At 52.1% G+C, this 21,753-nt stretch carries 15 protein-coding genes; 12 read left to right on the top strand and 3 right to left on the bottom strand.

Annotated features, from left to right (window positions below; all coding sequences use genetic code 11):
* Positions 1-195: 195 nt before the first annotated feature.
* Positions 196-1,167, top strand: a complete 972-nt coding sequence (locus tag KJS42_RS16310) for an ABC transporter permease (RefSeq protein WP_155606447.1) — start codon at positions 196-198, stop codon at positions 1,165-1,167.
* Here the strand turns inward: KJS42_RS16310 and KJS42_RS16305 are convergent, their stop codons facing one another.
* Both KJS42_RS16305 and KJS42_RS16300 read right to left on the bottom strand, forming a co-directional pair.
* Positions 1,168-2,790 carry a response regulator transcription factor gene (locus KJS42_RS16305; protein ID WP_155606448.1) on the bottom strand — a complete coding sequence of 541 codons (1,623 nt, stop codon included), beginning with the start codon at positions 2,788-2,790 and terminating at the stop codon, positions 1,168-1,170.
* A 52-nt stretch (positions 2,791-2,842) separates the two neighbouring features.
* Positions 2,843-4,618, bottom strand: a complete 1,776-nt coding sequence (locus tag KJS42_RS16300) for a sensor histidine kinase (RefSeq protein ID WP_213623470.1) — start codon at positions 4,616-4,618, stop codon at positions 2,843-2,845.
* A 277-nt stretch (positions 4,619-4,895) separates the two neighbouring features.
* Here KJS42_RS16300 and KJS42_RS16295 point away from each other — a divergent pair, with 277 nt between their 5' ends.
* From KJS42_RS16295 to KJS42_RS16270, 6 genes are all read left to right on the top strand, one after another.
* Positions 4,896-6,239, top strand: a complete 1,344-nt coding sequence (locus KJS42_RS16295) for an ABC transporter substrate-binding protein (RefSeq protein WP_193415836.1) — start codon at positions 4,896-4,898, stop codon at positions 6,237-6,239.
* Positions 6,240-6,345: 106 nt separating this feature from the next.
* The gene (locus KJS42_RS16290; protein WP_193415545.1) at positions 6,346-7,284 is read left to right on the top strand and encodes a carbohydrate ABC transporter permease; all 939 of its coding nucleotides are present in this window, start codon (positions 6,346-6,348) and stop codon (positions 7,282-7,284) included.
* A gap of 12 nt (positions 7,285-7,296) precedes the next feature.
* Positions 7,297-8,136: a carbohydrate ABC transporter permease gene (locus KJS42_RS16285; protein WP_155606450.1), complete on the top strand. Its 840-nt coding sequence runs from the start codon at positions 7,297-7,299 to the stop codon at positions 8,134-8,136.
* 28 nt (positions 8,137-8,164) lie between these two features.
* The gene (locus KJS42_RS16280; RefSeq protein WP_213623469.1) at positions 8,165-10,003 is read left to right on the top strand and encodes a DUF2264 domain-containing protein; all 1,839 of its coding nucleotides are present in this window, start codon (positions 8,165-8,167) and stop codon (positions 10,001-10,003) included.
* 40 nt (positions 10,004-10,043) lie between these two features.
* Positions 10,044-11,867, top strand: a complete 1,824-nt coding sequence (locus tag KJS42_RS16275; RefSeq protein WP_213623468.1) for a heparinase II/III family protein — start codon at positions 10,044-10,046, stop codon at positions 11,865-11,867.
* Positions 11,868-11,898: 31 nt separating this feature from the next.
* Positions 11,899-13,041: a glycoside hydrolase family 88 protein gene (locus KJS42_RS16270; RefSeq protein WP_213623467.1), complete on the top strand. Its 1,143-nt coding sequence runs from the start codon at positions 11,899-11,901 to the stop codon at positions 13,039-13,041.
* A gap of 97 nt (positions 13,042-13,138) precedes the next feature.
* Here KJS42_RS16270 and KJS42_RS16265 read toward each other — a convergent pair whose 3' ends face one another.
* Positions 13,139-14,032: a helix-turn-helix transcriptional regulator gene (locus KJS42_RS16265; protein WP_213623466.1), complete on the bottom strand. Its 894-nt coding sequence runs from the start codon at positions 14,030-14,032 to the stop codon at positions 13,139-13,141.
* Between the two features lie 114 nt (positions 14,033-14,146).
* Here KJS42_RS16265 and KJS42_RS16260 point away from each other — a divergent pair, with 114 nt between their 5' ends.
* From KJS42_RS16260 to KJS42_RS16240, 5 genes are all read left to right on the top strand, one after another.
* Positions 14,147-16,600, top strand: a complete 2,454-nt coding sequence (locus tag KJS42_RS16260; protein WP_213623465.1) for a glycoside hydrolase family 31 protein — start codon at positions 14,147-14,149, stop codon at positions 16,598-16,600.
* Positions 16,597-18,018, top strand: coding sequence for a family 43 glycosylhydrolase (locus tag KJS42_RS16255; protein WP_213623464.1), 1,422 nt, complete (start codon positions 16,597-16,599; stop codon positions 18,016-18,018). Before KJS42_RS16260 ends, KJS42_RS16255 begins: the two co-directional genes overlap by 4 nt.
* A gap of 137 nt (positions 18,019-18,155) precedes the next feature.
* The gene (locus tag KJS42_RS16250) at positions 18,156-19,139 is read left to right on the top strand and encodes an ABC transporter permease (protein ID WP_213623463.1); all 984 of its coding nucleotides are present in this window, start codon (positions 18,156-18,158) and stop codon (positions 19,137-19,139) included.
* Positions 19,140-19,156: 17 nt separating this feature from the next.
* Positions 19,157-20,038, top strand: coding sequence for a carbohydrate ABC transporter permease (locus KJS42_RS16245; RefSeq protein ID WP_213623462.1), 882 nt, complete (start codon positions 19,157-19,159; stop codon positions 20,036-20,038).
* A 70-nt stretch (positions 20,039-20,108) separates the two neighbouring features.
* Positions 20,109-21,677 (top strand): extracellular solute-binding protein, encoded by a 1,569-nt coding sequence (locus tag KJS42_RS16240; protein ID WP_213623461.1) that lies wholly within the window; start codon positions 20,109-20,111, stop codon positions 21,675-21,677.
* Positions 21,678-21,753 lie beyond the last annotated feature (76 nt).

Here is a 21,753-nt window from a genome sequence, read left to right as displayed (position 1 = left end):
TACTACGATACCATTGTGATGGGGTTATTATGAGAAGATTACCAACCTGAATAGCCGAAGGACAGTTCTCTATTTCCTTACATCCTATGAAGCTTTATGAAAATTTAACAATTTAATTTTCAATTTCCAGCTTACGGTGTTCTCGATCTGTGATAGAATGAATAAAAATTTTATTCCATCAGGAGGAGGACGAAGATGTGGACCTATCTGATCCGTCGTGGGATTCATTCGTTGATTGTATTGTTTATCGTGATGAGCGTGTGCTTTTGTATCATGCGTTTGATGCCGGGGAACTTCTGGTCATTAAGCATAGGGATGACGGAAGAGCAGATCCAAATGGCAAACGAGCAGAAGCATCTGTTTGGACTGGATCTCCCGATTTATCAGCAATATATCCGGTGGATCAACGATCTCCTGCATGGGAACTTTGGTCTGGATTATTACCGCACACCGATTAATCACTACATTTGGAAATATGTATGGAACAGTTTCACCTTGTTAAGCACATCCTTGATCATTGCCCTACTGATCGCTATCCCATGGGGGATCTATAACAGCAAAAGGCAGGACGGACTCTCCGACAAGCTGGGTCTCATCCTGAGCCTGATCGGGTACTCCATTCCCGTATTTGTGCTGGGGCACTGGCTGCAGAACATCTTTGCCTTCCAATTGTTTTGGTTCCCGCCAAGCAGCATGCATACCCCGAACAAAACTGGGGAGTTGGGCGACCTCCTCTACCACATGGTTCTCCCGGTAACCACGATAACGATCGGCCTCATTGCATACTACTTAAAAATGATCCGTACCAGCATGATCGAGGTACTGCCTTCCGAATTTCTAAACTTGGCCCGCGCCAAAGGACTATCGGAACGAAGAGTCACCTATCGACATGCATTGAGAATGGCCTTGATCCCCATGATCACGATCCTCATGTTGGACCTGCCGGTTCTAATTTCCGGCGCAGCCGTGGTAGAGAATGTATTTAACTGGAACGGTCTTGGAAGCTTGGCGGTGAGCTCCGCGCAAAGCCGGAATTATCCCGTGTTGCTCATGAGCATCTTGATTATCTCCGCATTTGTGGTGGTCACCAACTTCCTGGCGGACTTGCTCTACACGATCGTGGATCCTCGCGTGAAAATTCACCGAAAAGGCATCCTGCGGCGTTGATCAGCCGGAAGGAATCGAGCTGTCTTTGCGCTGCATGAACTCCCGCGGCGAGATTCCCTCCACTTTTTTGAACACTTTGCTGAAATAGAAGGCACTTTCATACCCCAGCTTTTGCGAGATCTCATAAATTCGTCCCTCACCGCGAACCATCATTTCCTTGGCCGCCGCGATTTTGGTTTCCGTCACATATTCCACGAAATTGATTTTGGCGGTCTTGGAGAACAGATGGCTGAGGTAGTTTGGGCTAAAGTTGAACACATCGGCAACCTGGTTAAGGGACAGCTTGCTGCTCAGATTCCGTTTGACGTAATCCTGAACGTTCCGGACGATTTGCTCCTTGTAGCTCTGTTTACGCGAAGACAGAATATCACAGCACCCGTCCCGAAATTGGACAAGCCAATCGATTACGCCTTGGGTCGTTTGCTTCTTATAAATCGCGCGGTAGCCCTCCGGCTCGTTCTCGTAAATTTGCTCGACCACGTTTTCACCATCCGCCAGCAATGAGGTCGCCATATACAAGATGTTGCAGGCCGCATCGGTGGCTGGAACCAGCAGCTCGGATCTGCCTTCATATCGATCGATGAGATTCGTGATCATCGCGTATAAGGCGCCGATATCGAGCTCCTCAAAAGCACGGCGAATTTCCGAGCGGGAGGCCGCATCGTCTTCACCCGAAGGAGCAAGCTCGGCTGCGCTGCTCTGGGCAAAGAAGACGAAGGATTGCCGCTCGAGTGCCTTCGGCAATGCCCGGCGGGCAGCCAGGTAGCTCTCGTGCAGCAGATAAGGGTCATCCACGGCGTAACCGGCGGCGCCGATGATATTCACATTGAAATAGGCATGGAGTACCGCGGCCATATCGTGAAGTAGGCCTTCGACCTCCGGCATCCAGTGCTGCGGGTCTTTATCGGAAACGGGCAGCACAATCGCGAAGTTCCGCAGATCCAGGCTAGTGACGAAGCAAGGCCGTGCCGAGGCGAGCGTGTCCTTGGCCATCTGCACCGTGCTGGAGCATAAGGCGACCAGCTTATCCCCGCGCGGAGGGACACTTTCCGGCCCCTGAATCCGACAGGTGCAGACCAGATAGGCGGGAGCCGATAAATCCAGCTCGAGATCATCCCTTTGCAGGAGAAACTGGTTTTTGTTCTCGAACAGCTGGTTAAACAGCCGGATAAAGAATTTGTCGCGAAGGGCATGCAAATTGCTGCGATAGAGCATATTGGGGTAGCTCTCCACGGTCTTGTAATCTTCCAGTAGGGTCACGGCCTTCCGTACGGATTCGGCCAGCGTCTGCGGCGTCAGCTCCAGCTTGACCAGGTAATCCGCCGCCTGCAAGTGAATCGCGCTGCGCGCATATTCGAATTCTTCGTAGCTCGTTAGAAAGATAAACAACGGAATCCGGCCATATTTATGGCGAACGGATTCGGCGACCTGTAAACCGGTTTTGACCGGCATTTTAATGTCGGTGATGACAAGGTCGGGACGCAAAGACTCGATCATCTCCTCGGCTTGAGCCCCGTTATGGGCGATGCCGACAACTTCAATCTGATACTCCTCCCATTTAAGCATGGACTGCAGGCCGATGCAGACCAGAGCCTCGTCATCGGCGATCAGTAGTTTAATCATCCCATCACTTCCTTGCGTGGTTTACGTTCGCGATAGACTGAAACACGGATGTTCACATCTTCCGGTAAGGCAATAACAGGTTCATGCTTGTATATTGGCCCAGCTCGCTTTCGATGGATAGGCCGTAACGCTCCCCAAAGGTCAAGCGCAGACGATCATGTACGCTGCGCAGTCCGACATTTTCAAACAGGCCTTTCGATCCGGGTTCCTGCTGGGACAAGATGGAGGCGATCTGCGCCTCATTCATCCCGACCCCGTTATCCTCAATTGTGATCCGAATGTCGTTTACACCGCTTTTGGCTACAGTAACGGCAATTTCTCCTCGCCCCTTAGGCTCAATCCCGTGGAAAATCGCGTTTTCCACCAGCGGCTGCAGGGTAAAGCGGGGAATTAGACCGGACAATAACTCCTCGTCTTCCAGCTTCTGTTCCATCGTAATCGTGTTGCCGTAGCGATATTTCTGGATGAGGAAATAATCGTCCATTAAGCTGAGCTCCTCCCGCAGGGGAACCAGCTTGCGGTGATCCTTGGCGATACTGCGAAGCAGTCTGGACAAGGAGGTGGTCATTTCCGCGATCCCCGTGGCGTTCTGGAGCGTGGCCATCCATTTAATCGAGTTCAGCGTGTTATAGAGGAAATGAGGACTGATCTGGCTTTGCAGCATCCGGTATTCCAGCTCCTGCTTCTGCTTCTCATCCGCCACGCGGGAATCCATCAGGGTCAGGATATCATGGGACAATCGGTTGATGCCTCGTCCCACATCGCCCAGCTCGCTGTTCCATTCGATATTCCGGTCGATGAGGAAATTGCCTTGGGCGATCTTGTCGATCCGCTTTCGCAATTTCTCTACTGGCAGGCTGATCGTCCGGGTGAGGTAAAGGGTAATAAAGCCGCTTAACGCAATGACCAGCAGAGATACGCCGATCATCAATAGCAGCCAAGCGTTCAACTGCGGAGCGAATTGCTTCTCGTCCAGCGTCTGCGATAGGAGGACCCCTTCCTTCACCGGATAAGACACGGAAATGCGGCGCTTCCCGTCCTGCTCCATCCACGCCAGCTGGGTGAGAGCTCCGGTGGCTTCATTTTTCTCATAAGGAAGCAGGGTGTAAGGACTGGAGAGAGGCTGAACGGTGTCCCCTTCGATCCGATATTTCTGGCTGCCTAGTGTGACCAGCAATTCCGAGCCCTCCGGCAGGCCATATCCCTTCAGCTTATCGGTAATGACCGAGGTGTTGGCCAGAAGGTATACGGTTCCGATGCGTGCGGCCCGATCTCCGTAAATCGGTAATACGATCGGAATGCCGCTTGAACGGGAGAACGGATCCTGAACGACTCGTTCCCACGCTTCCTTCGCGTCGGCGGAAAGCCCGGGCAGTTGGTTGATATTATGGATACTCAGTGGAACTGAAGCGCTTCCAGAATTGTCGACTTGAATAAATTTTGCTTGGGTGTCAGTGATAATCAGACGACGCACATAGCTGTTGGACCGGTTGACCCGGAAGTCCTCCTGCATGGAGGCGAAGACGTTCAGCCCGTCCTTGGGGCTGGCGTTCGGCGAGACAAAATAGTCTTGAATCAGGTTATTGGTAGGGGAGTTCGTACTGCTGGCCAAGGCCAAGGCAGATAAATTGTTGAGATCCTGGTCGATGATGTGAGAAACGAGCTGCAGATTGAATTCCGTCGCCTGGATCGTCGTTTTGCGTTGGAAATACGAGATCAACTCATAGCTGAAAAAGGAGAGCATCCCCGCGATCAGCAAGGCAAACAAGGTCATGATCAAGATGATGCGGCTTTTGATGGTGGCTTTTCTTGCGCTCGTGTCGATCACCTCGTCCGAAGTAAGATTCCTGCCGGGATAAACCGATATAAATTACAATAACATGACTTGGCTGCACAGACAGCGGCATGGATCATAAACAACCATTTTTACATCTTTTGAGTATGATTTTACAGCTTTCCGCCCGTTTATTGAAGAAGCGAATAGAAAAGTGTAGGAAAAGAACGTAAAAATGTATGCCCTTTCATTTGAGATTTCGTTACCATGAACCTAAGGATTTGGCGATGCCGATCCGGAAGTTCAATACAGGAGGAAAAGGGGTTTGAACATGAGACGAAAGAAAGTATTCGGCTTTACCTTGGCAGCAGTTCTCCTCGTAGGTCTGCTCGCAGGATGTTCCGGAAATAACGGAAACTCGGGCAAAACGCCTGCAGCAGAGCCTCAAACGAACAATTCTGCAAGCGTTTCCAATGAGAAAAGCGACGAACCCGTCACGCTGAAATGGGCATTATGGGACTGGGAGGCAACGGCTTATTATCAGCCATTGATCGACGCTTATAAGAAAGATCATCCGAACGTAACGATCGAATATGTCGACCTGGGCTCTACCGACTATATGACGATGCTCAGTACGCAGCTCTCCGGCGGCGCGGACCTGGATATTTTGACCATCAAGGATATTCCGGGCTATGCCAACCTGGTGAAGCAGAACCATCTGGAACCGTTGAAGAGTTACATTGACTCCAATGGCATCGATACATCCCTATACGGCGGAACCGTGGAGCAAATTCAAGTGAACGGTGACGTGTACGCGCTGCCTTTCCGCAGTGACTTCTGGATTGTCTACTATAACAAGGATTTGTTTGATAAAGCCGGCGTTCCTTATCCTACAAACGATATGACGCTGGATCAATATGATGAGTTGGCCAGAAAAATGACGTCCGGCAGCGGCTCGGAGAAAGTATACGGCGCTCACTACCACACCTGGCGCAGCGCGGTACAACTGTTTGGCATCCTGGATGGGAAGAACACCATCGTTGACGGGAAATACGCGTTCTTGAAACCGGTTTACGAACGGATCTTGAAAGAGCAAGACGACGGGATTGTGATGGATTACGCAACGCTGAAGACCTCCAGCACGCACTACTCCGGCGTATTCTACAATAACTCCGTCGCCATGATGAACATGGGCAGCTGGTTTATCGCCACGCAAATCGACAAAGTGAAAAGCGGCGAGTCCCAGGCTACGAATTGGGGGATCGTGAAATACCCGCATCCGGACGGCGTGAAAGCCGGTACGACGCTGGGGACGATTACCTCGCTGGCGGTGAACCAAAAGTCCGCCAACAAAGAAGCCGCTCTGGACTTCCTGAAATTTGTCACCGGAGAAGAAGGCGCATCCGTGATCGCATCCACGGGGACGATTCCGGCGATCAAAAACGATGAGGTTGTTAACTCCATCGCTTCCATTGATGGCTTCCCTTCGGACGAGAACAGCAAAGCGGCTCTGACGACAGATAGAACCTACCTGGAAATGCCGCTACATGAGAAGAGCGCAGACATCGAAGTCATCCTGAACGAAGCGCACGATAACATTATGACGAAGAATGCCACCATTGACGAAGGTATAGCGGATATGGAGAAACGGGTACAAGAGGCGCTAGGCAACTAATTCGATCAACTCGTATGAAGTTTCAGTGCTGCCGGGGGCGGGCTTGAGAGCCCGCCTCTTTTTTCCGAATTCTCTAGCACAAGCAAGCAGGTTTGGAGGAGAAATCATGCAGAATGAACCCGTGTTAGGTAACGAAATGGTAAAAAGAAACGCGATGTCCAAAAACGTGAAGGATCATTTGGTGGCGTACAGCTTCATTGCCCCCAATTTTATCGGCTTTGCCGTATTTACGCTGGTACCGATGATTTATGCATTTGTTCTCGCTTTCGTAAAATGGGATGGCGCCAATCCGATGGAGTTCGTGGGGCTGCACAATTTCGCCCGGCTTCTTCAGGACAGCACCTTCCACAAAGCGTTTTGGAATACGATTATTTATACCGCCGGCGTCGTGCCGGTCACGATGGTATGCGCGCTCGGACTAGCGATCCTGCTGAATCAGAAGCTGCGCGGGCGCAACTTTATGCGGACCGTGTTCTTCTTCCCCTACGTCGCCTCGCTGGTGGCGGTAGCGGCTGTATGGAATTTCGTGTTCAGTCCGACGATGGGGCCGGTCAACAATATCCTGCACGCGATCACCGGGGTTCCGATCGAGGATTTACCCCGCTGGGCCGCGGATAAGGATTGGGCCATGTTTACGGTAGTTCTTTTTACAGTGTGGAAAAATATGGGGTATTACATGGTGATTTATTTGGCGGGGCTGCAGGGAGTAAATCCCGAGCTTTATGAAGCCGCCGAGCTGGACGGAGCCGGTCCATGGAAGAGATTCCGCAACGTGACGATCCCGCAGCTGGCGCCAACAACGTTCTTCGTACTGATGATTCTGGTCATCAACTCGTTTAAGGTATACGACATCTTTATCAACCTGTTCGCCGGTGCCGACAATCAGTTGAACAACTCGACCCGGGTACTTGTCTATCAAATCTACAACACCGCGTTCCGCTCTCTGGATTACGGGTACGCCAGCGCCATGGCGATTGTGCTGTTCTTGCTTGTTTTGGGCATTACCTTGATCCAGTTCCAGGGCGAGAAGAAGTACGGACAATAGGAGGATGCAAAAATGACAAGAGCCAACAAACAAGCCAAAACCGTCGCTAAAATTTTTGCGTACCTGATCCTCGCGGTGGTCATTCTGTGTATGCTCGTTCCTTACGCGTGGATGCTGTCGTCCTCGCTTAAACTGAACAAGGACGTCTTTTCGTTTCCGATGCATTGGATCCCGGACGCTCCCCGCTGGCTCAATTATGCGGAGATTTGGACGCGGATTCCGCTCGGCCGATTTATATACAACACGGCGAAGTTGTCCGTTATTGTCACGGTACTTCAGCTGCTGACTTCCAGTTTTGCCGCATATGCTTTCTCGAAGCTGCGGTTCAAGGGGAGAAACCTGCTGTTTCTCGGTTATATCGCAACGATCGCCATTCCGTGGCAGGCTTATATGGTTCCGCAGTTTATCATGATGCGTTCTATGGGGCTGAACAACACCCATCTCGCGATCATTTTTCTGCAAGCCTTCTCGGCGTTTGGCGTCTTCTTGATGCGTCAGTTCTACCAGAGTATTCCCGATGAGCTGTGCGAAGCGGCACGGATTGATGGACTCAGCGAATATGGAATCTGGGGAAAAATCATGCTCCCGCTCTCCAAACCGGCGTTGTCGACACTTACGATTTTCACGTTCGTGAATACCTGGAACGACTTTCTCGGTCCGATGATTTACTTGACCAAAACGGAGTTAAAGACGATCCAAATCGGCCTACGGATGTTCATCACGCAATATTCCGCCGAATACGGCTTGATCATGGCGGCCAGCGTCGTATCGATCATCCCGGTGCTGATTGTGTTCTTAGCGCTGCAGAAGTACTTCGTGCAGGGCGTAGCCTCGTCCGGCATCAAGGGGTAATCATCACGGGTAAAAAGGAGTTGACGAAATGAACGTGACTTTCGATCATCCGCTCCAAACACGAAGCGATATGGTAAAAGCTTTGGAGCAACTGGTGAGCCCCCTTCGGCCGTTCTATAGCCAAGGCGGCGCTCGGTTGGCGCTTGGCCGAACCGGCGTGTCTTACCCGGCGACGGTGGCGGAGATGGAAGGGTTCTCCCGTGTACTGTGGGGCTTGGTTCCTCTGCTGGCTGGCGGAGGTTCCAGTGAGCTTTGGGAGATCGTCCTGGACGGCATTCGCTCAGGTACAAATCCGGAGCATGAAGAATATTGGGGCGAAGTCGGCGATTATGATCAGCGGCTGGTGGAGATGGCGGTCTTTGGGTACGCGCTGGCGCTGATCCCGGAGCATATCTGGGAACCGCTACGCCCGGCGGAACGTGACCGGCTGCACCGCTGGTTGAATCAAATGAATCAGCATCCTTGTTACGACTGCAATTGGCTGTTCTTTAACGTCCTGGTGAATATAGGTTTCCGCAAGGCCGGCTTGCCCTACGATGCGGTGCAGCTGGAGCGGAATTTGGACCGACTGGATGCATTTTATCTGGAGGACGGTTGGTACAGCGACGGGATCGGGGGACACAGCGACTATTACGTCCCCTTTGCGTTCCACTATTATGGGCTGCTCTATGCACGCTTGATGGAAGAGGAAGATCCTCTACGATCTCAATTGTTCAAGGAACGCGCCGCAGCGTTCGCATGCGATTTTCTGGCTTGGTTCGCGCCGGATGGCGCTGCGTTGCCGTACGGGCGAAGCCTCGCATATCGTTTCGCTCAATCCGCCTTCTGGAGCGCGCTTGCCTACGCTGGCGTGGAAGGGTTCCCGGCCGGCGTGCTGAAGGGGCTTGTATTGCGCAACTTACGTTGGTGGCTAAATCAACCGATTCGGAGCTCTGACGGGCTCCTTACGGTAGGTTACGCCTATCCGAATCTGGTGATGGCGGAGAACTACAATTCGCCTGGCTCGCCGTATTGGGCGCTTAAGGCGTTCCTGCCCCTGGCGTTGCCGGAGGATCATCCGTTCTGGACGGCGGAAGAGCTGCCGCTGCCGGAGCTTCCGGCGTTGTCGGTGCAGCGTCCGGCGCATCTTGTGCTGGCCCGCAATAACCAGTCCGGTCACGTTGCGGCCTTCAACAGCGGCCATCGCGGTACGAACGAGCATACCCATACTTCGGCCAAATACGAGAAGTTCGTCTATTCGACCGGGTTCGGGTTTAGCGTTCCGCGTGCGGAATGGGGCCTGGCCCAAGGCGCGTTCGACTCCATGCTTGCGCTTAGCGAACGCGGGGAGAATCTGTATCGGGTCAGACGCCGTAACCTGGATATGTCGATTCAGGATAACGTGCTGTACGCATTATGGAAGCCTTGGTCCGACGTGGAGGTGCGCACCTGGATCGTGGCAGGACTCCCCTGGCATGTACGGATTCACCGGATTGTGAACGGGCGTCCGCTCGACGCTGCGGAAGGCGGATTCGCGTTAGGGGTGGAAACGGAGCTGACGGAGTGGACGGAAGCAGACCGGACGGCGGCGGGGGCGGCAAGTCCTTATGGAGCAAGCGGCGTGCAGAGCCTGCTTGGCTACGAGACGGCTGAACTCATCCGCCCGAACGCCAACTCGAATATCCTGCATCCACGCACCATTCTTCCGACGCTCCACGCTTCCTTGAAGCCGGGAGTTCATGTGCTTGCGTCGGCCATTTACGGGGATCCGACACCGGGCGTTTCCTGGCAGCCGGTATCGCTTGAATCGTTGAACCTCGTGATTCGGGAGCGGGACATCGTCTTGAAGAACTGCCAAGGGAATGAGGTACGGATCGAGCTGGGGTAATCCGCGCCGTCTTCAAACTGTGGCGGAAGGAGGAGAGTCGATGGCAGAACACGAAGAATGGGAGAAGCTGGCTGAGGGTCTGCCCCCCTTAAGGGCAGACGATTATTATCCGGAGGGTGAAGGCGGGACTGCATTCTGGAAGTCGCTGCGCGTGGATCCGGACGCCCAGACCGAGGTCAATGTGATCCGGACCGAGGGGGAGAGGCTGTTATGCAGCCCGTCGGAAGAGCTGACTTATTCGCTGTTTTCCTTGTTTGCCGTGCAGGGGTCACGGCTGGAGTATGAGCGGGTTTATTTCGAGAAGAGGCGGCGTCTGAACACCTTTGCCTTTCTGTCACTGCTCGAACCGGAGTCGGAGACGTACGAGGCCGCGCTGTGGGATGCGATCTGGGCGATCAGCAGCGAGTTCACCTGGTGTCTTCCCGCGCATGTGGATGCAAACCGCCCGGTCTCGGAGACGATTGACCTGTTCTCGGCGGAGACCGGTTTTGCGCTGGCTGAGTTGTCCCTGCTGCTGGGCGGCAGGTTGCCGGAGCTGCTGCGCGTGCGGATTGCCGAACTGGTGGATGAGCGGTTGTTCCGTCCTTTTCTCGAGAAGGGGCCTTTTCATTGGGAGGAGCTGACGAACAACTGGTCGGCCGTTTGCGCCGGTTCGATAGGTTCGGCAGCGCTACTGTTGATGGAAGAGAAGCGGGATCACGCCCGTCTGGCTCGAATTCTGGAGAAGACCGAGCGCAGTATGTCCTTCTATTTGCAGGGCTTCGGTGAGGACGGGGCTTGTCCGGAAGGGCTGGGATACTGGAATTATGGTTTTGGTTATTTTGCTTATTACGCGGATTTGCTGCTGAAGCGAACCGGGGGCCAGCGGGACTGGTTCCGCGAGGATAAGGTTCGGCGAATTGCCGGTTTCCAGCAAAAAAGCTTTATGGGCGGCCGCCTGGTCGCCAATTTCTCCGACACGCAGCCGTACGGCAGCGTCCATCCCGGGCTGTCGCATTACCTCGCGGCGCGGTATGCGGAGGTGGAAGCTCCGCCCGCCTCGCTTCATGCGGATTACCGCGAGGATCATTGCAGCCGGTGGGCTCCGGCGCTGCGCAACCTGATCTGGCGGGACCGCGCCGTTGAAGGGGCAGCGGAGTGGAAGGACGGCGACTTTGTGTTCAGGGATGCCGGCTGGGTCATCTCGCGGTTTACTGCCGCGGGAGGGACGTTTGGTTTTGCCGCGAAGGGCGGGCATAACGGCGAATCGCATAACCATAACGATCTGGGCCATTTCATGCTGGCGGGCAGGGGCGCGTTTTTCTTGTCCGATCTCGGGTGCGGGGAATATACGCGGGATTATTTTGGCGAGGCTAGGTATGAGTATGATTGTAACGGCTCGCAAGGGCATTCCGTCCCGATCATCGACGGGCGTTATCAGCAAGAGGGAACGGAGAGATCCGCTACTGTGGTTCGATGCGAGACTTCAGAGGAAGTATGCCGTTTGGAGTTGGAATTGTCCGGGGCTTACGAGGACGGAAATCTGCGGGCGTTCGATAGAAGGTGGGTTTGGAATAAAACAGACCTGCCCAGCCTGTCGCTCCGGGATGAATTCCGGTTTGCGGAAGCACCGGAGCGTCTGACGGAACGGTTCGTGTCCCCGGTTCGGCCGGAGGTCACCGAGGCGGGAGCGCTGCGCTTCGCCCGCGCTGAGCTGATGCTGGAGCTGCATTATGATCCGAAGCGGCTGGAGGCCGAGGTTGAGGAACGGACGTACCGCGATCATTACGGGAAGGATACGGTCTGGTACGCACTGGATTTTCGGGTGCGGCGCACGGAAGCGGATCTTGGTATCGATTTTCTTTTTAATTTTGTCACGTTGTAGGAAGTGGGAATGGAGGAGGAACTGAAGTCTTATGGGGAACGGGAGAGCATGGGTAGAAGAAGCTTGGTCGAAGACGTTGGACAAAACGCTGCGGAATACGGCAAGAATCGGTTCCGGGTTTCCACACGCAAGTCAGGGCGGGGTTTATGATTTGGCCGAGCCGGCTTGGTGGACCGCGGGATTTTGGCCGGGACTGCTGTGGGTCTTGTATGAGGGAAGCGGAAGAGAGGAATTGAAGGCGTTGGCGCAAGAATGCGAGGCCAAGCTGGATGTGGTGCTGGACGGTTATGTAAGGCTGGACCACGATCTGGGGTTTATGTGGACGCTGACCAGCATCGCTTCTTATAAGCTGACGGGGAGCGACGTTTCGCGGATTCGGGCGCTGAAGGCCGCAAACTATTTGGCGGCGCGCTTTAATCTGAAGGGGCGTTACATTCGGGCCTGGAACCCGTGGAAGGAAGGCGAGCGGAATGAAGGGTGGGCAATCATTGACTGCTGCATGAACATGCCGCTGTTATTCTGGGCGTCCCGAGAAAGCGGTGACCCCCGCTTCGCCCATGTGGCCGAAGCGCATTTGGATACGGTGCTTGAGCAGTTTATCCGCGAAGACGGTTCGGTTTATCACATCGTGGTCTTTGATCCGGCCACAGGCGAGGTGGTGGGGCCGCAAGGCGGGCAAGGATATGCGCCGGAGTCGGCGTGGTCGCGCGGTGCCGCTTGGGCGATTTACGGCTTGACGCTGGGCTTCCACCATACGGGGAAGCCGGAATACCTGTCCGCCGCGCAACGGGCGGCTGACTTCTTCCTTAGCCAGTTGCCGGACGATCAGGTGCCGGCCTGGGATTTTCGTGCGCCGTTAGAGATACGCGATCTGCGGGACTCGTCCGCCGGTTCCTGCGCGGCCAGCGGTCTGTTGCTGCTGGCAGAGAAGCTTGGCAGGGAAGGTGCAAATGCGGCTGCAGCGAAGTACCGCGAGGGGGGCGAACGCATCCTCAAATCGCTGTACGACAACTACGGCGCCTGGGACGACCCGTCGGAGGAAGGCCTGATCCTGCACGGTACGAGCAATTACCCGCAGGGAACGAACATCGACGTCCCGCTGATTTACGGCGATTACTTCTTTGCGGAAGGCCTCGCCCGGCTGAAGGACGGCGGGGCGTCGTTTTGGGAATAGTGGGGGTAAACCTATGTTGAGCTCTGATCTGAATAAGATTGGAGCTTTATTTTTTTTGAGCATGTCAGGGGGGACTGCATACACTTAAGCCGCCATTTTAGAGCCCGGAAGCATGGTAAGCCTTGTATTCTGAAGGCGTCATATTCATATAAAATCTGAACCATTTAGAGAAATAACTGGCATGCTCGAATCCTGACTCCAGTGCGGCCTCCAGCACGTTGTACGCCCCCGAGCGCAGCAATCCCGCGGCCTTATTGATCCGGATAAAATTGACATATTCCATCGGTCGCATCCCTGTTTGCGTCTTGAAAAAAGTGCAAAAGTGGGAACGGCTCAGCGATACGACGGCAGCCAGTTGTTCTAACTCGAGTTTTTCGTGGGAGTGCTCCTCCATATAAGTTAATACTTTCTTGATTTGCTGATTATCTTCACGTCTATGGCGAACGCCGGGGGAAATGCTTTTTTCCATCAATCCGTACTGGCAAATATCAGCAATGAATAACAGGAGAAGGCCTTTCAGGCTCAATTCGTATGCAGGCAACCGTTCCTCAAAGCGGCTGAGGAGCTGCCGAATAGATTCCAGCAGCTTGGCAGGCGTCCCCTTGGAAGCGGACAACAAGGTGGGGAGCCTGTCTGTCCCTTGAAGGATCGGTCCGAGAAATAACTCCTGGATTCGATCGTTTTGGTACGAGGAGAGCCAGGACAACTTGAACACGATGGAGTAATAGCATACGTCTGCATCATGATCGTTTGTTCCCGAATGAAGCAGGCCCGGATGAACGACGAGCGCCTCCCCCTCACAAAGAGATAACTCTCGGTTTTCGATGCGAAATAATGCCGATCCTTGGGCCAAATAGATGATTTCCATCTCATTATGCCAATGGATGGGGAGAATGGAAGGAACTCCAGCAGGATGCTTTACCTTGTAAATGTTCAGCGGAAACTCGGGGACTCCGTGTAGTTTGTTTTCCCGGTAACGATGTTCGTACATGATACCCTCCTGGAAATCGTAATATCGTGATATTACTGCCGGATTATCTGATAGATGATTCGATAAAATCAATAATATCATTATATTAGATCAAATCCACGAGGAAAGGTAGCGATGGTTCTGAAGTTGACTCAATGGCAAGAGGAAACAAACGGCGTTAGGTTGAACACGACGAATGGAATCATGCAGATCGAATTTTGCGCACCGGGGATTGTCAGAATCCTTTATACGTTGGAAGCAGAGTTCAACGGGAGACAGAGCCTCATGGTTGTGGAGCGCCCGGGGAGAGGGGATGTGTCTTTTGAAATTACGGACCTATCAAGTTATCTGGATATCTCCACTGAGCAGCTCACGGTTCGAGTGGACAAATCGACTTGCGCCTTCAGCTATTGGGATGCAAGCGGCGGTCTGTTGACGAAGGAACCAACTCGAGGCGGTAAAACGCTTGAACGCACCGACGTCTACCGTACGGTATTCGACGCTTTATCTGAAGAAATTGAAACGGATCGCGGGGCGGACGGGTTCCGTGCCCGGGCCGAAGGAATGAACCGCAAATTCAACAGGCAGGCCTATCATACGAAGCTAGAGTTCGAATGGCAGACCGATGAGGCGTTGTACGGGCTTGGTTCCCATGAAGAGGGAATGATGAATCTTCGGGGCAAACATCAATATTTATATCAGCAAAATATGAAAGCGGTTGTTCCAGTCCTTATATCTACAAAAGGTTACGGAATTTTAGTGGACAGCTATTCTATGATGAGCTTTCATGACGATGCCTTCGGATCCTACATTTGGACCGAGGTCGACGATGAGATGGATTTTTATTTTATTTACGGTCCGGAATTCGATCATATTGTCGCAGGGATCCGCAAGTTGACGGGCGAAGCGCCGATGCTGCCCAAGTGGGCGTATGGCTATATCCAATCGAAGGAGCGCTACATTTCTCAAGAGGAGTTGATTAATACCGTACAGGAATACCGGGACAGGGGGCTGCCTGTCGATGGCATCGTATTGGATTGGCAATCTTGGACGGGAGAGTTATGGGGGCAAAAGACGCTGGACCCCAAGCGATTTCCGGACCCTTCGGAAATGATGACCCAGTTGCATGCGCGGAATGCCAAGCTGATGGTATCGATTTGGCCGATTATGAAAGAGGGCGGCGACAATCATCGGGAGATGAGTGAGCAGGGTTACCTGTTAGGTAACCAAGCCACGTATGACGCCTTTACGGATGAAGCTCGTCGATTGTATTGGAAGCAAGCTCATACCGGACTGTTCTCCCATGGGATAGACGCCTGGTGGTGCGACTGCACCGAGCCGTTCGAAGCGGATTGGAAAGGTGCGGTCAAGCCGGAGCCCGAGCAGCGGATGCGGATGAATACCGCTGAAGCCAAGCGGTATCTCGATCCCGAATATATTAATGCGTACTCGTTGCTGCACTCCAAAGGTATTTATGAAGGACAGCGCTCCGTAACGGATAGGAAAAGAGTAGTGAACTTAACGCGCTCCGCCTATGCTGGCCAGCATCGTTACGGTACGATTACTTGGTCAGGAGATACATCCGCCAATTGGGAAACCCTTAGGAAACAGATTGCGGATGGTCTTAACTTTTGCGCGACGGGGTCTCCCTACTGGACGTTAGATATTGGGGCGTTTTTCGTTCATAAGCATGAGGATCTCTGGTTCTGGAACGGGGACTACAACGAAGGAGTCGCTGATCTGGGGTATCGTGAATTGTATGTCCGTTGGTTCCAATTGGGGGCTTTTCTACCGATGTTTCGCGCCCATGGGACGGATACGCCAAGGGAAATTTGGCAATTTGGCGAACCAGGTGAACCCTTCTACGAGGCATTGGTCAAATATTTGAAGCTTCGATACAGGCTGCTGCCCTATATTTATTCGCTTGCGGGGGCGATTGCGCATCGGGGTTATACGATGTTTCGGGCACTCGCCTTTGACTACCGGGAGGATCGAAGTGTGCATGATATCGATGACCAGTTTATGTTCGGACCTGCATTTCTTGTTGCCCCCGTAACCTCGGCGATGTATTACGAACCCGGTTCCTGCGAGCTTCATAAAGTCAGAAAGTCACGAAATGTCTACTTACCCGGTGATGATTGGTACGATTATTGGACCGACGAACGGTTTGAAGGCGGTAAGAGTATTGAAGCAAAAGCTGATTTAGAAACGCTTCCCCTCTTTGTTCGCGCCGGTTCCATCGTTCCCATTGGTCCGGACGTGCAATATGCGGAGGAACAGCCGGGAGCGATGCTTCGTCTGAAAGTATATCCCGGCAAAGACGGCAGATTCACGCTCTATGAAGATGAAGGAGACGCCTATCATTACGAGAACGGAGCCTGTTCGATGATCGAGATGTCCTGGAATGAATCGGATCGCATGCTGACGATAGGAGGGAGGATTGGGAGTTACGAAGGGATGCAGGAGCACCGACAATTCGTTGTGGAAATGGCCGGGAACTCCGGTCAAATCGTCGTTGCCTACCATGGCTCCCAAGTTGTCGTCAAGGAAGAAGAAATGAAACCTCAAAGGAGTGAATGGGAGTCATGAAAAAACAAGGACTGAACCCCTACCTTCCGTCTTGGGAATACATCCCCGACGGGGAGCCGCATGTTTTCGGCGGCAGAGTGTACGTATTTGGATCGCATGACCGATTTAATGGACATGTATTTTGCCTAAACGATTATGTATGCTGGTCGGCCCCCGCAGAGAACCTCAGCGACTGGCGGTATGAAGGTGTGATCTACAGAAAAACCGATGATCCGCTAAATCCAGACGGACGGATGTGTCTGTATGCGCCGGACGTTACCGTCGGACCTGATGGGAGATATTATCTCTATTATGTTCTCGATAAGGTATCCGTCGTTTCAGTAGCCGTCTGTGATACCCCTGCTGGCAAATATGAGTTTTATGGGTATGTCAGATATGCCGAAGGCCAGAGGCTTGGGGAACGAGAAGGCGATGAGCCCCAGTTTGACCCCGGCGTGTTGACGGAAGGAGAGCGGACCTATCTGTACACCGGCTTCTGTGCGGTTGGAGATCAGTCAAGACATGGGGCCATGGCGACAGTGCTTGGTCCGGACATGCTGACGATCGTGGAAGAGCCGGTATTTGTGGCGCCGAGCGAGCCTTACAGCAAGGGGACTGGATATGAAGGACATGAATTTTTTGAGGCGCCTTCGATCCGCAAAAAAGGAGATACCTATTACTTTGTGTACTCTTCAATTGCGATGCATGAGTTGTGTTATGCTACAAGTCATTCTCCGACCAAGGACTTCGTTTACCAAGGCGTTGTCGTCAGTAATAATGATCTGCACATCGATTCCTATAAGCCGGCCGATAAGCCGATTTATTATGGCGGAAATAACCACGGCAGTATCGAGCAAATTGGCGGAAAGTGGTACGTTTTTTACCACCGTCACACGAATGGTACGGCATTTTGCCGACAGGGCTGCATCGAGCCGATTACTATTCGGGAAGACGGCACGATTCGACAGGCGGAAATGACTTCGTGTGGTCCGAATGGAGGACCGCTTGTGGGACGCGGGGAATATCCCGCTTACCTGGCTTGCAATCTGTTCTGTAAAGATGAGGCTCTGTATACCGGCGGTTTCGGTGCCGGGGAATGGATGGACAGCCGTTTTCCGAAGATCACCCAGGACGGGAGAGACGGGGATGAAGAAATCGGTTATATCGCCAATATGACGGACTCCGCTACGGCTGGGTTCAAGTACTTCAATTGTCAAAGCATCGTGAAGGTTAAACTCAAGGTGCGGGGATACTGCCAAGGAGACTTTGAAGTCAAGACGGCATGGGACGGTCCGGTCCTCGGAAAGATCCCGGTTCACTTTACGAATATCTGGACCGAGTACGCCGCCGATCTCTCCTTCCCTGACGGGACGCAGGCGTTGTACTTTACTTATAAGGGAATGGGGAGCGCAAGCTTGGCCTCATTTACATTGGAATAAAGCTTGGAGATACTCCTTTTCGAAAACGGAAAGGGGTATCTTCTTTTAATATTAAGAAATGACAACGCTTTCTTAAGAATGTGGGCTTACGCCGACCCTTTTCCAGAGCGTAACCTATATACAAGGGAGGGACACATATGGATGTAGATACACGGTTGGCCGGACCCACCGGAATAACGAAGAAGAGATCCCAATTTTGGAAGCGGTTTAAAAAACAGAAGGTTCTGCATCTATTCGTTGGACTGGGCATGATCTTCTTGCTGATCTTCTCCTATACACCGATGTTCGGCATTGTTATGGCATTTAAGGACTATTCCATATCCACGGGCATCAAAGGTATATTCACAAGCGAATGGGTTGGTCTTCAACATTTCGATGAGTTCGTGAATGACTATCAGTTCGGAACCATTGTGAGGAACACGCTGGTCTTGAGCTTCTTGAAAGTCATATTTGCCTTTCCGGCTCCGATCCTCTTGGCCATCTTGTTAAACGAAGCGAAGAACCTTAGATTCAAGCGGGTTGTCCAAACCGTCAGCTACCTGCCGCACTTCATCTCCTGGGTCGTCGTTGTCGGCATCGCCTTTTCCCTGCTCTCTACGGATATTGGAATGGTCAACAAGGTGCTATTGTCCCTAGGGATGATTGACCAGCCGCTGGATATCCTTACGAATCCGAACTATTTCTGGGGATTGGCTGTCACTAGCGCCGTATGGAAGGAGATGGGCTGGTGGACGATCATTTTCTTGGCTGCCATAGCGGGCATCAATCCGGCTTTGTATGAGGCGGCACAAATTGATGGTGCTGGAAGGCTAGCGCGCATTCGGCACATCACCTTCCCGGGTATGAAAGGAACGATCGTTGTCGTGCTCATCCTAACGATAGGTAGTATTTTGGGCGGAGGATTGGTGGGCTCCAATTTTGAGCAGGCCTTTCTGTTTGGAAACAGTATTAACAATCCAACATCCGAAATCGTGCAAACCTACGCGTTTAAGGTTGGGCTTAGGGATGGCCGGTTCTCTTATGCGGCGGCTATTGATTTGATCCAATCCGTCATTTCGGTCGTTCTAATCTTCTCCAGTAACTTCATCGCGAAACGAACGTCCGGATCAAGTCTATTCTAGGAAAGGAGAGGTCGGCATTGACTCTGAGCCAAAGACAAAAGGACCGGATTATGGATACCTTCGTCACCATCCTCTTATTTCTCATCATGTTGTCCATGCTTTATCCGTTCTATTATGTTCTGATCCTCTCGTTCAACAAGGGAACCGATTCACTGCTGGGGGGGATTTACCTATGGCCCCGAACCTTTACGCTGGAGAACTATACTCAATTCTTAAGTGATCCGCATTGGTATCAGGCTTTTCTAGTAACGATTGCGAGAACGTTATCAGGCACCGCATTGGGCGTTTTATTTACTTGCCTTGTTGCTTACGGTCTGTCCCACCGAGATCTTCTCCTCCATAAAATGTATTTCACGGTCATCATCTTCGCCATGTATTTCTCGGGCGGTCTGATTCCGTATTACGTAGTGCTGCGTTCGGTCGGGCTGCTCAATTCGTTTGGCGTGTATATTATTCCGTCGATGTTAAGCACCTTTTTTCTACTCATCGCCATCTCGTTTTTTCGCGAGATTCCTGGAGAACTCAAAGAATCGGCTCATATGGATGGAGCGAACGAGTTCGTCATTTTCTATCGGATCATTCTCCCCGTATCCAAGCCGCTGATCGCTACTATGGCGCTATTTATGGGTGTAGGCCAATGGAATTCCTGGCTGGATTCCGCGTACTTCGTTCAATCGGAGGCTTTACGGACACTAGCTTTTCGAATGATGGAAGTCATCAATAAAAGCAATGCACCGATGGACGCAATTGCCGTGGCTAATAGTGCATCGGCAGGCGTCACCAGTTATTCTCTACAGGTCGCAGCCATGGTGATCTCCATCGCACCGATCGTATGCGTATATCCGTTCCTGCAGAAATTCTTTATTCAAGGTATCATGTTAGGTTCAGTAAAGGGTTGATGGGCGGATGATCCACTTGATATTAAGGCATTAGGCTTTAATATATATTACAAGCATGGAGGGGTGTTATATGAAGAAGCACAGAGGCAAGAAGGTTATGCTTTTGTCGTTGGCCACCGTTTTGGTCATGGCGTTGTTGTCTGCATGCGGCAAGGAGACGAGCAACCCGCAAGAGGACGCTTCGACCAATAAACCATCATCATCGGCGAATACTGGAGAAGTCAAGGAACTTTCGTTGTTTATTGATGCATCTTGGTATCCAGTTAAGGAATGGAAGGGACCGGTGGCTGAGAAAATCACGGAGAAAACGGGGGTTAAGCTAAAAGTGACCGTCGCGACGGACGACAAGCAACTTCCCCTGATGATTTCCTCCGGCGATCTCCCCGATCTCGTCTTTACCTATGCGCAAATCGATCGGATGTCGGATTCCAAGCTCTCCTATCCCTGGAATGAGTTGATTGAGAAGTATGCGCCGGATTTTAAAATCGATAACACTCGAATCGCGATCCATACCATGGACGACGGAAATTTCTATACCGTGCGAAATTCCTTTGCTACGCAGGAAGAAATGGCCCAGAACAAATATGCGATCGGCAGTGATGGAAATCCGGGGATTGCCGTTCGGGAAGACATCTTGAAGGAGCTGGGTAATCCGCCGCTTGCATCGGTGGAAGACTTCGTCAAAATCCTGGGCATGGTTAAGACGAAATACCCCGATATGGTGCCCATGATTATGGACAAGGACTGGATTGAGCAGTATTTTCTGCAACAGTTCGGTGTTGAGGCGTTATTAGATGGTTGGTATGAACGAGACGGAAAAGTGGATTATGCGATCAGACAGCCGGAAATGCTGGAGTTCTTCAAGTTTATGAACAGCCTTTACCGGAACGGATATGTTCTAGCCGAAAATTATGCTTATACGAACGATCAGCTCGATGATCAATACGCCCTAAACGGAAAGGCATTCGCACACAGTCATACCGTCAGCGTAGCGGATGCGGATAACATCAAGGCCAAAACGAGCGGGAAGCCGTATACGTTCAAAATGCTTCCAAGCGCTTTGTCGGAACGAACCAAAATCGTCAGCACGGGACTAGGGTTTGCAGGTACTTTTATTACTAAGAAAAATAAAGATCCGGAAGCGTCGATCAAATTCTTGCAATATCTAGCCAGCGACGAAGGCAAGAAGCTGACCATGTTCGGCGTCGAGGGTGAGCATTGGACTTGGAATGAAGAAGGATACCCGAATCTGAAATACGACCCGTCGGACGCGGATTTCATCAACGGCAATGGCATCAAGTGGTGGTATTTGTACAACGATGGCGTGATGGAAGGATTGCAGGGTTATGTTCCCGGCACGCAAAAGACCCAGGCGTTAATGGAACGGAAAGCCGTCACGGTCTATAAGCCGGAGATCGGGTTGATCCAAACGCAGCCGGATTCCAAAGAGAAGACCATCAAAACCAAGATAGACGAAATGATTAAGAATGAAAAAGTGAAGATCTATCTCGCCGATTCAGAAGAGGAAGCTGTGGCCAATTATGAGAAGATGATTAAAAATGCCGAATCGATGGGACTCCAGGAGTTGGTGGATTGGGCGAACGGGATTTATCAGAAGAAGAAAGATTTGTTTAAATAATAGAGATGCTTCGGTAGGGACTATATGTCTCTACCGAACTTTTATCTGCTGCGGCGCTTCTTCCTGAAAGGGGATC

The sequence above is a fragment of the Paenibacillus sp. J53TS2 genome, from assembly GCF_018403305.1.
Taxonomy (GTDB): domain Bacteria; phylum Bacillota; class Bacilli; order Paenibacillales; family Paenibacillaceae; genus Fontibacillus; species Fontibacillus rhizolycopersici.
The sequence above is the reverse complement of the archived record's forward strand: the minus strand, read 5'-3'. Positions and strand labels throughout refer to the sequence as shown.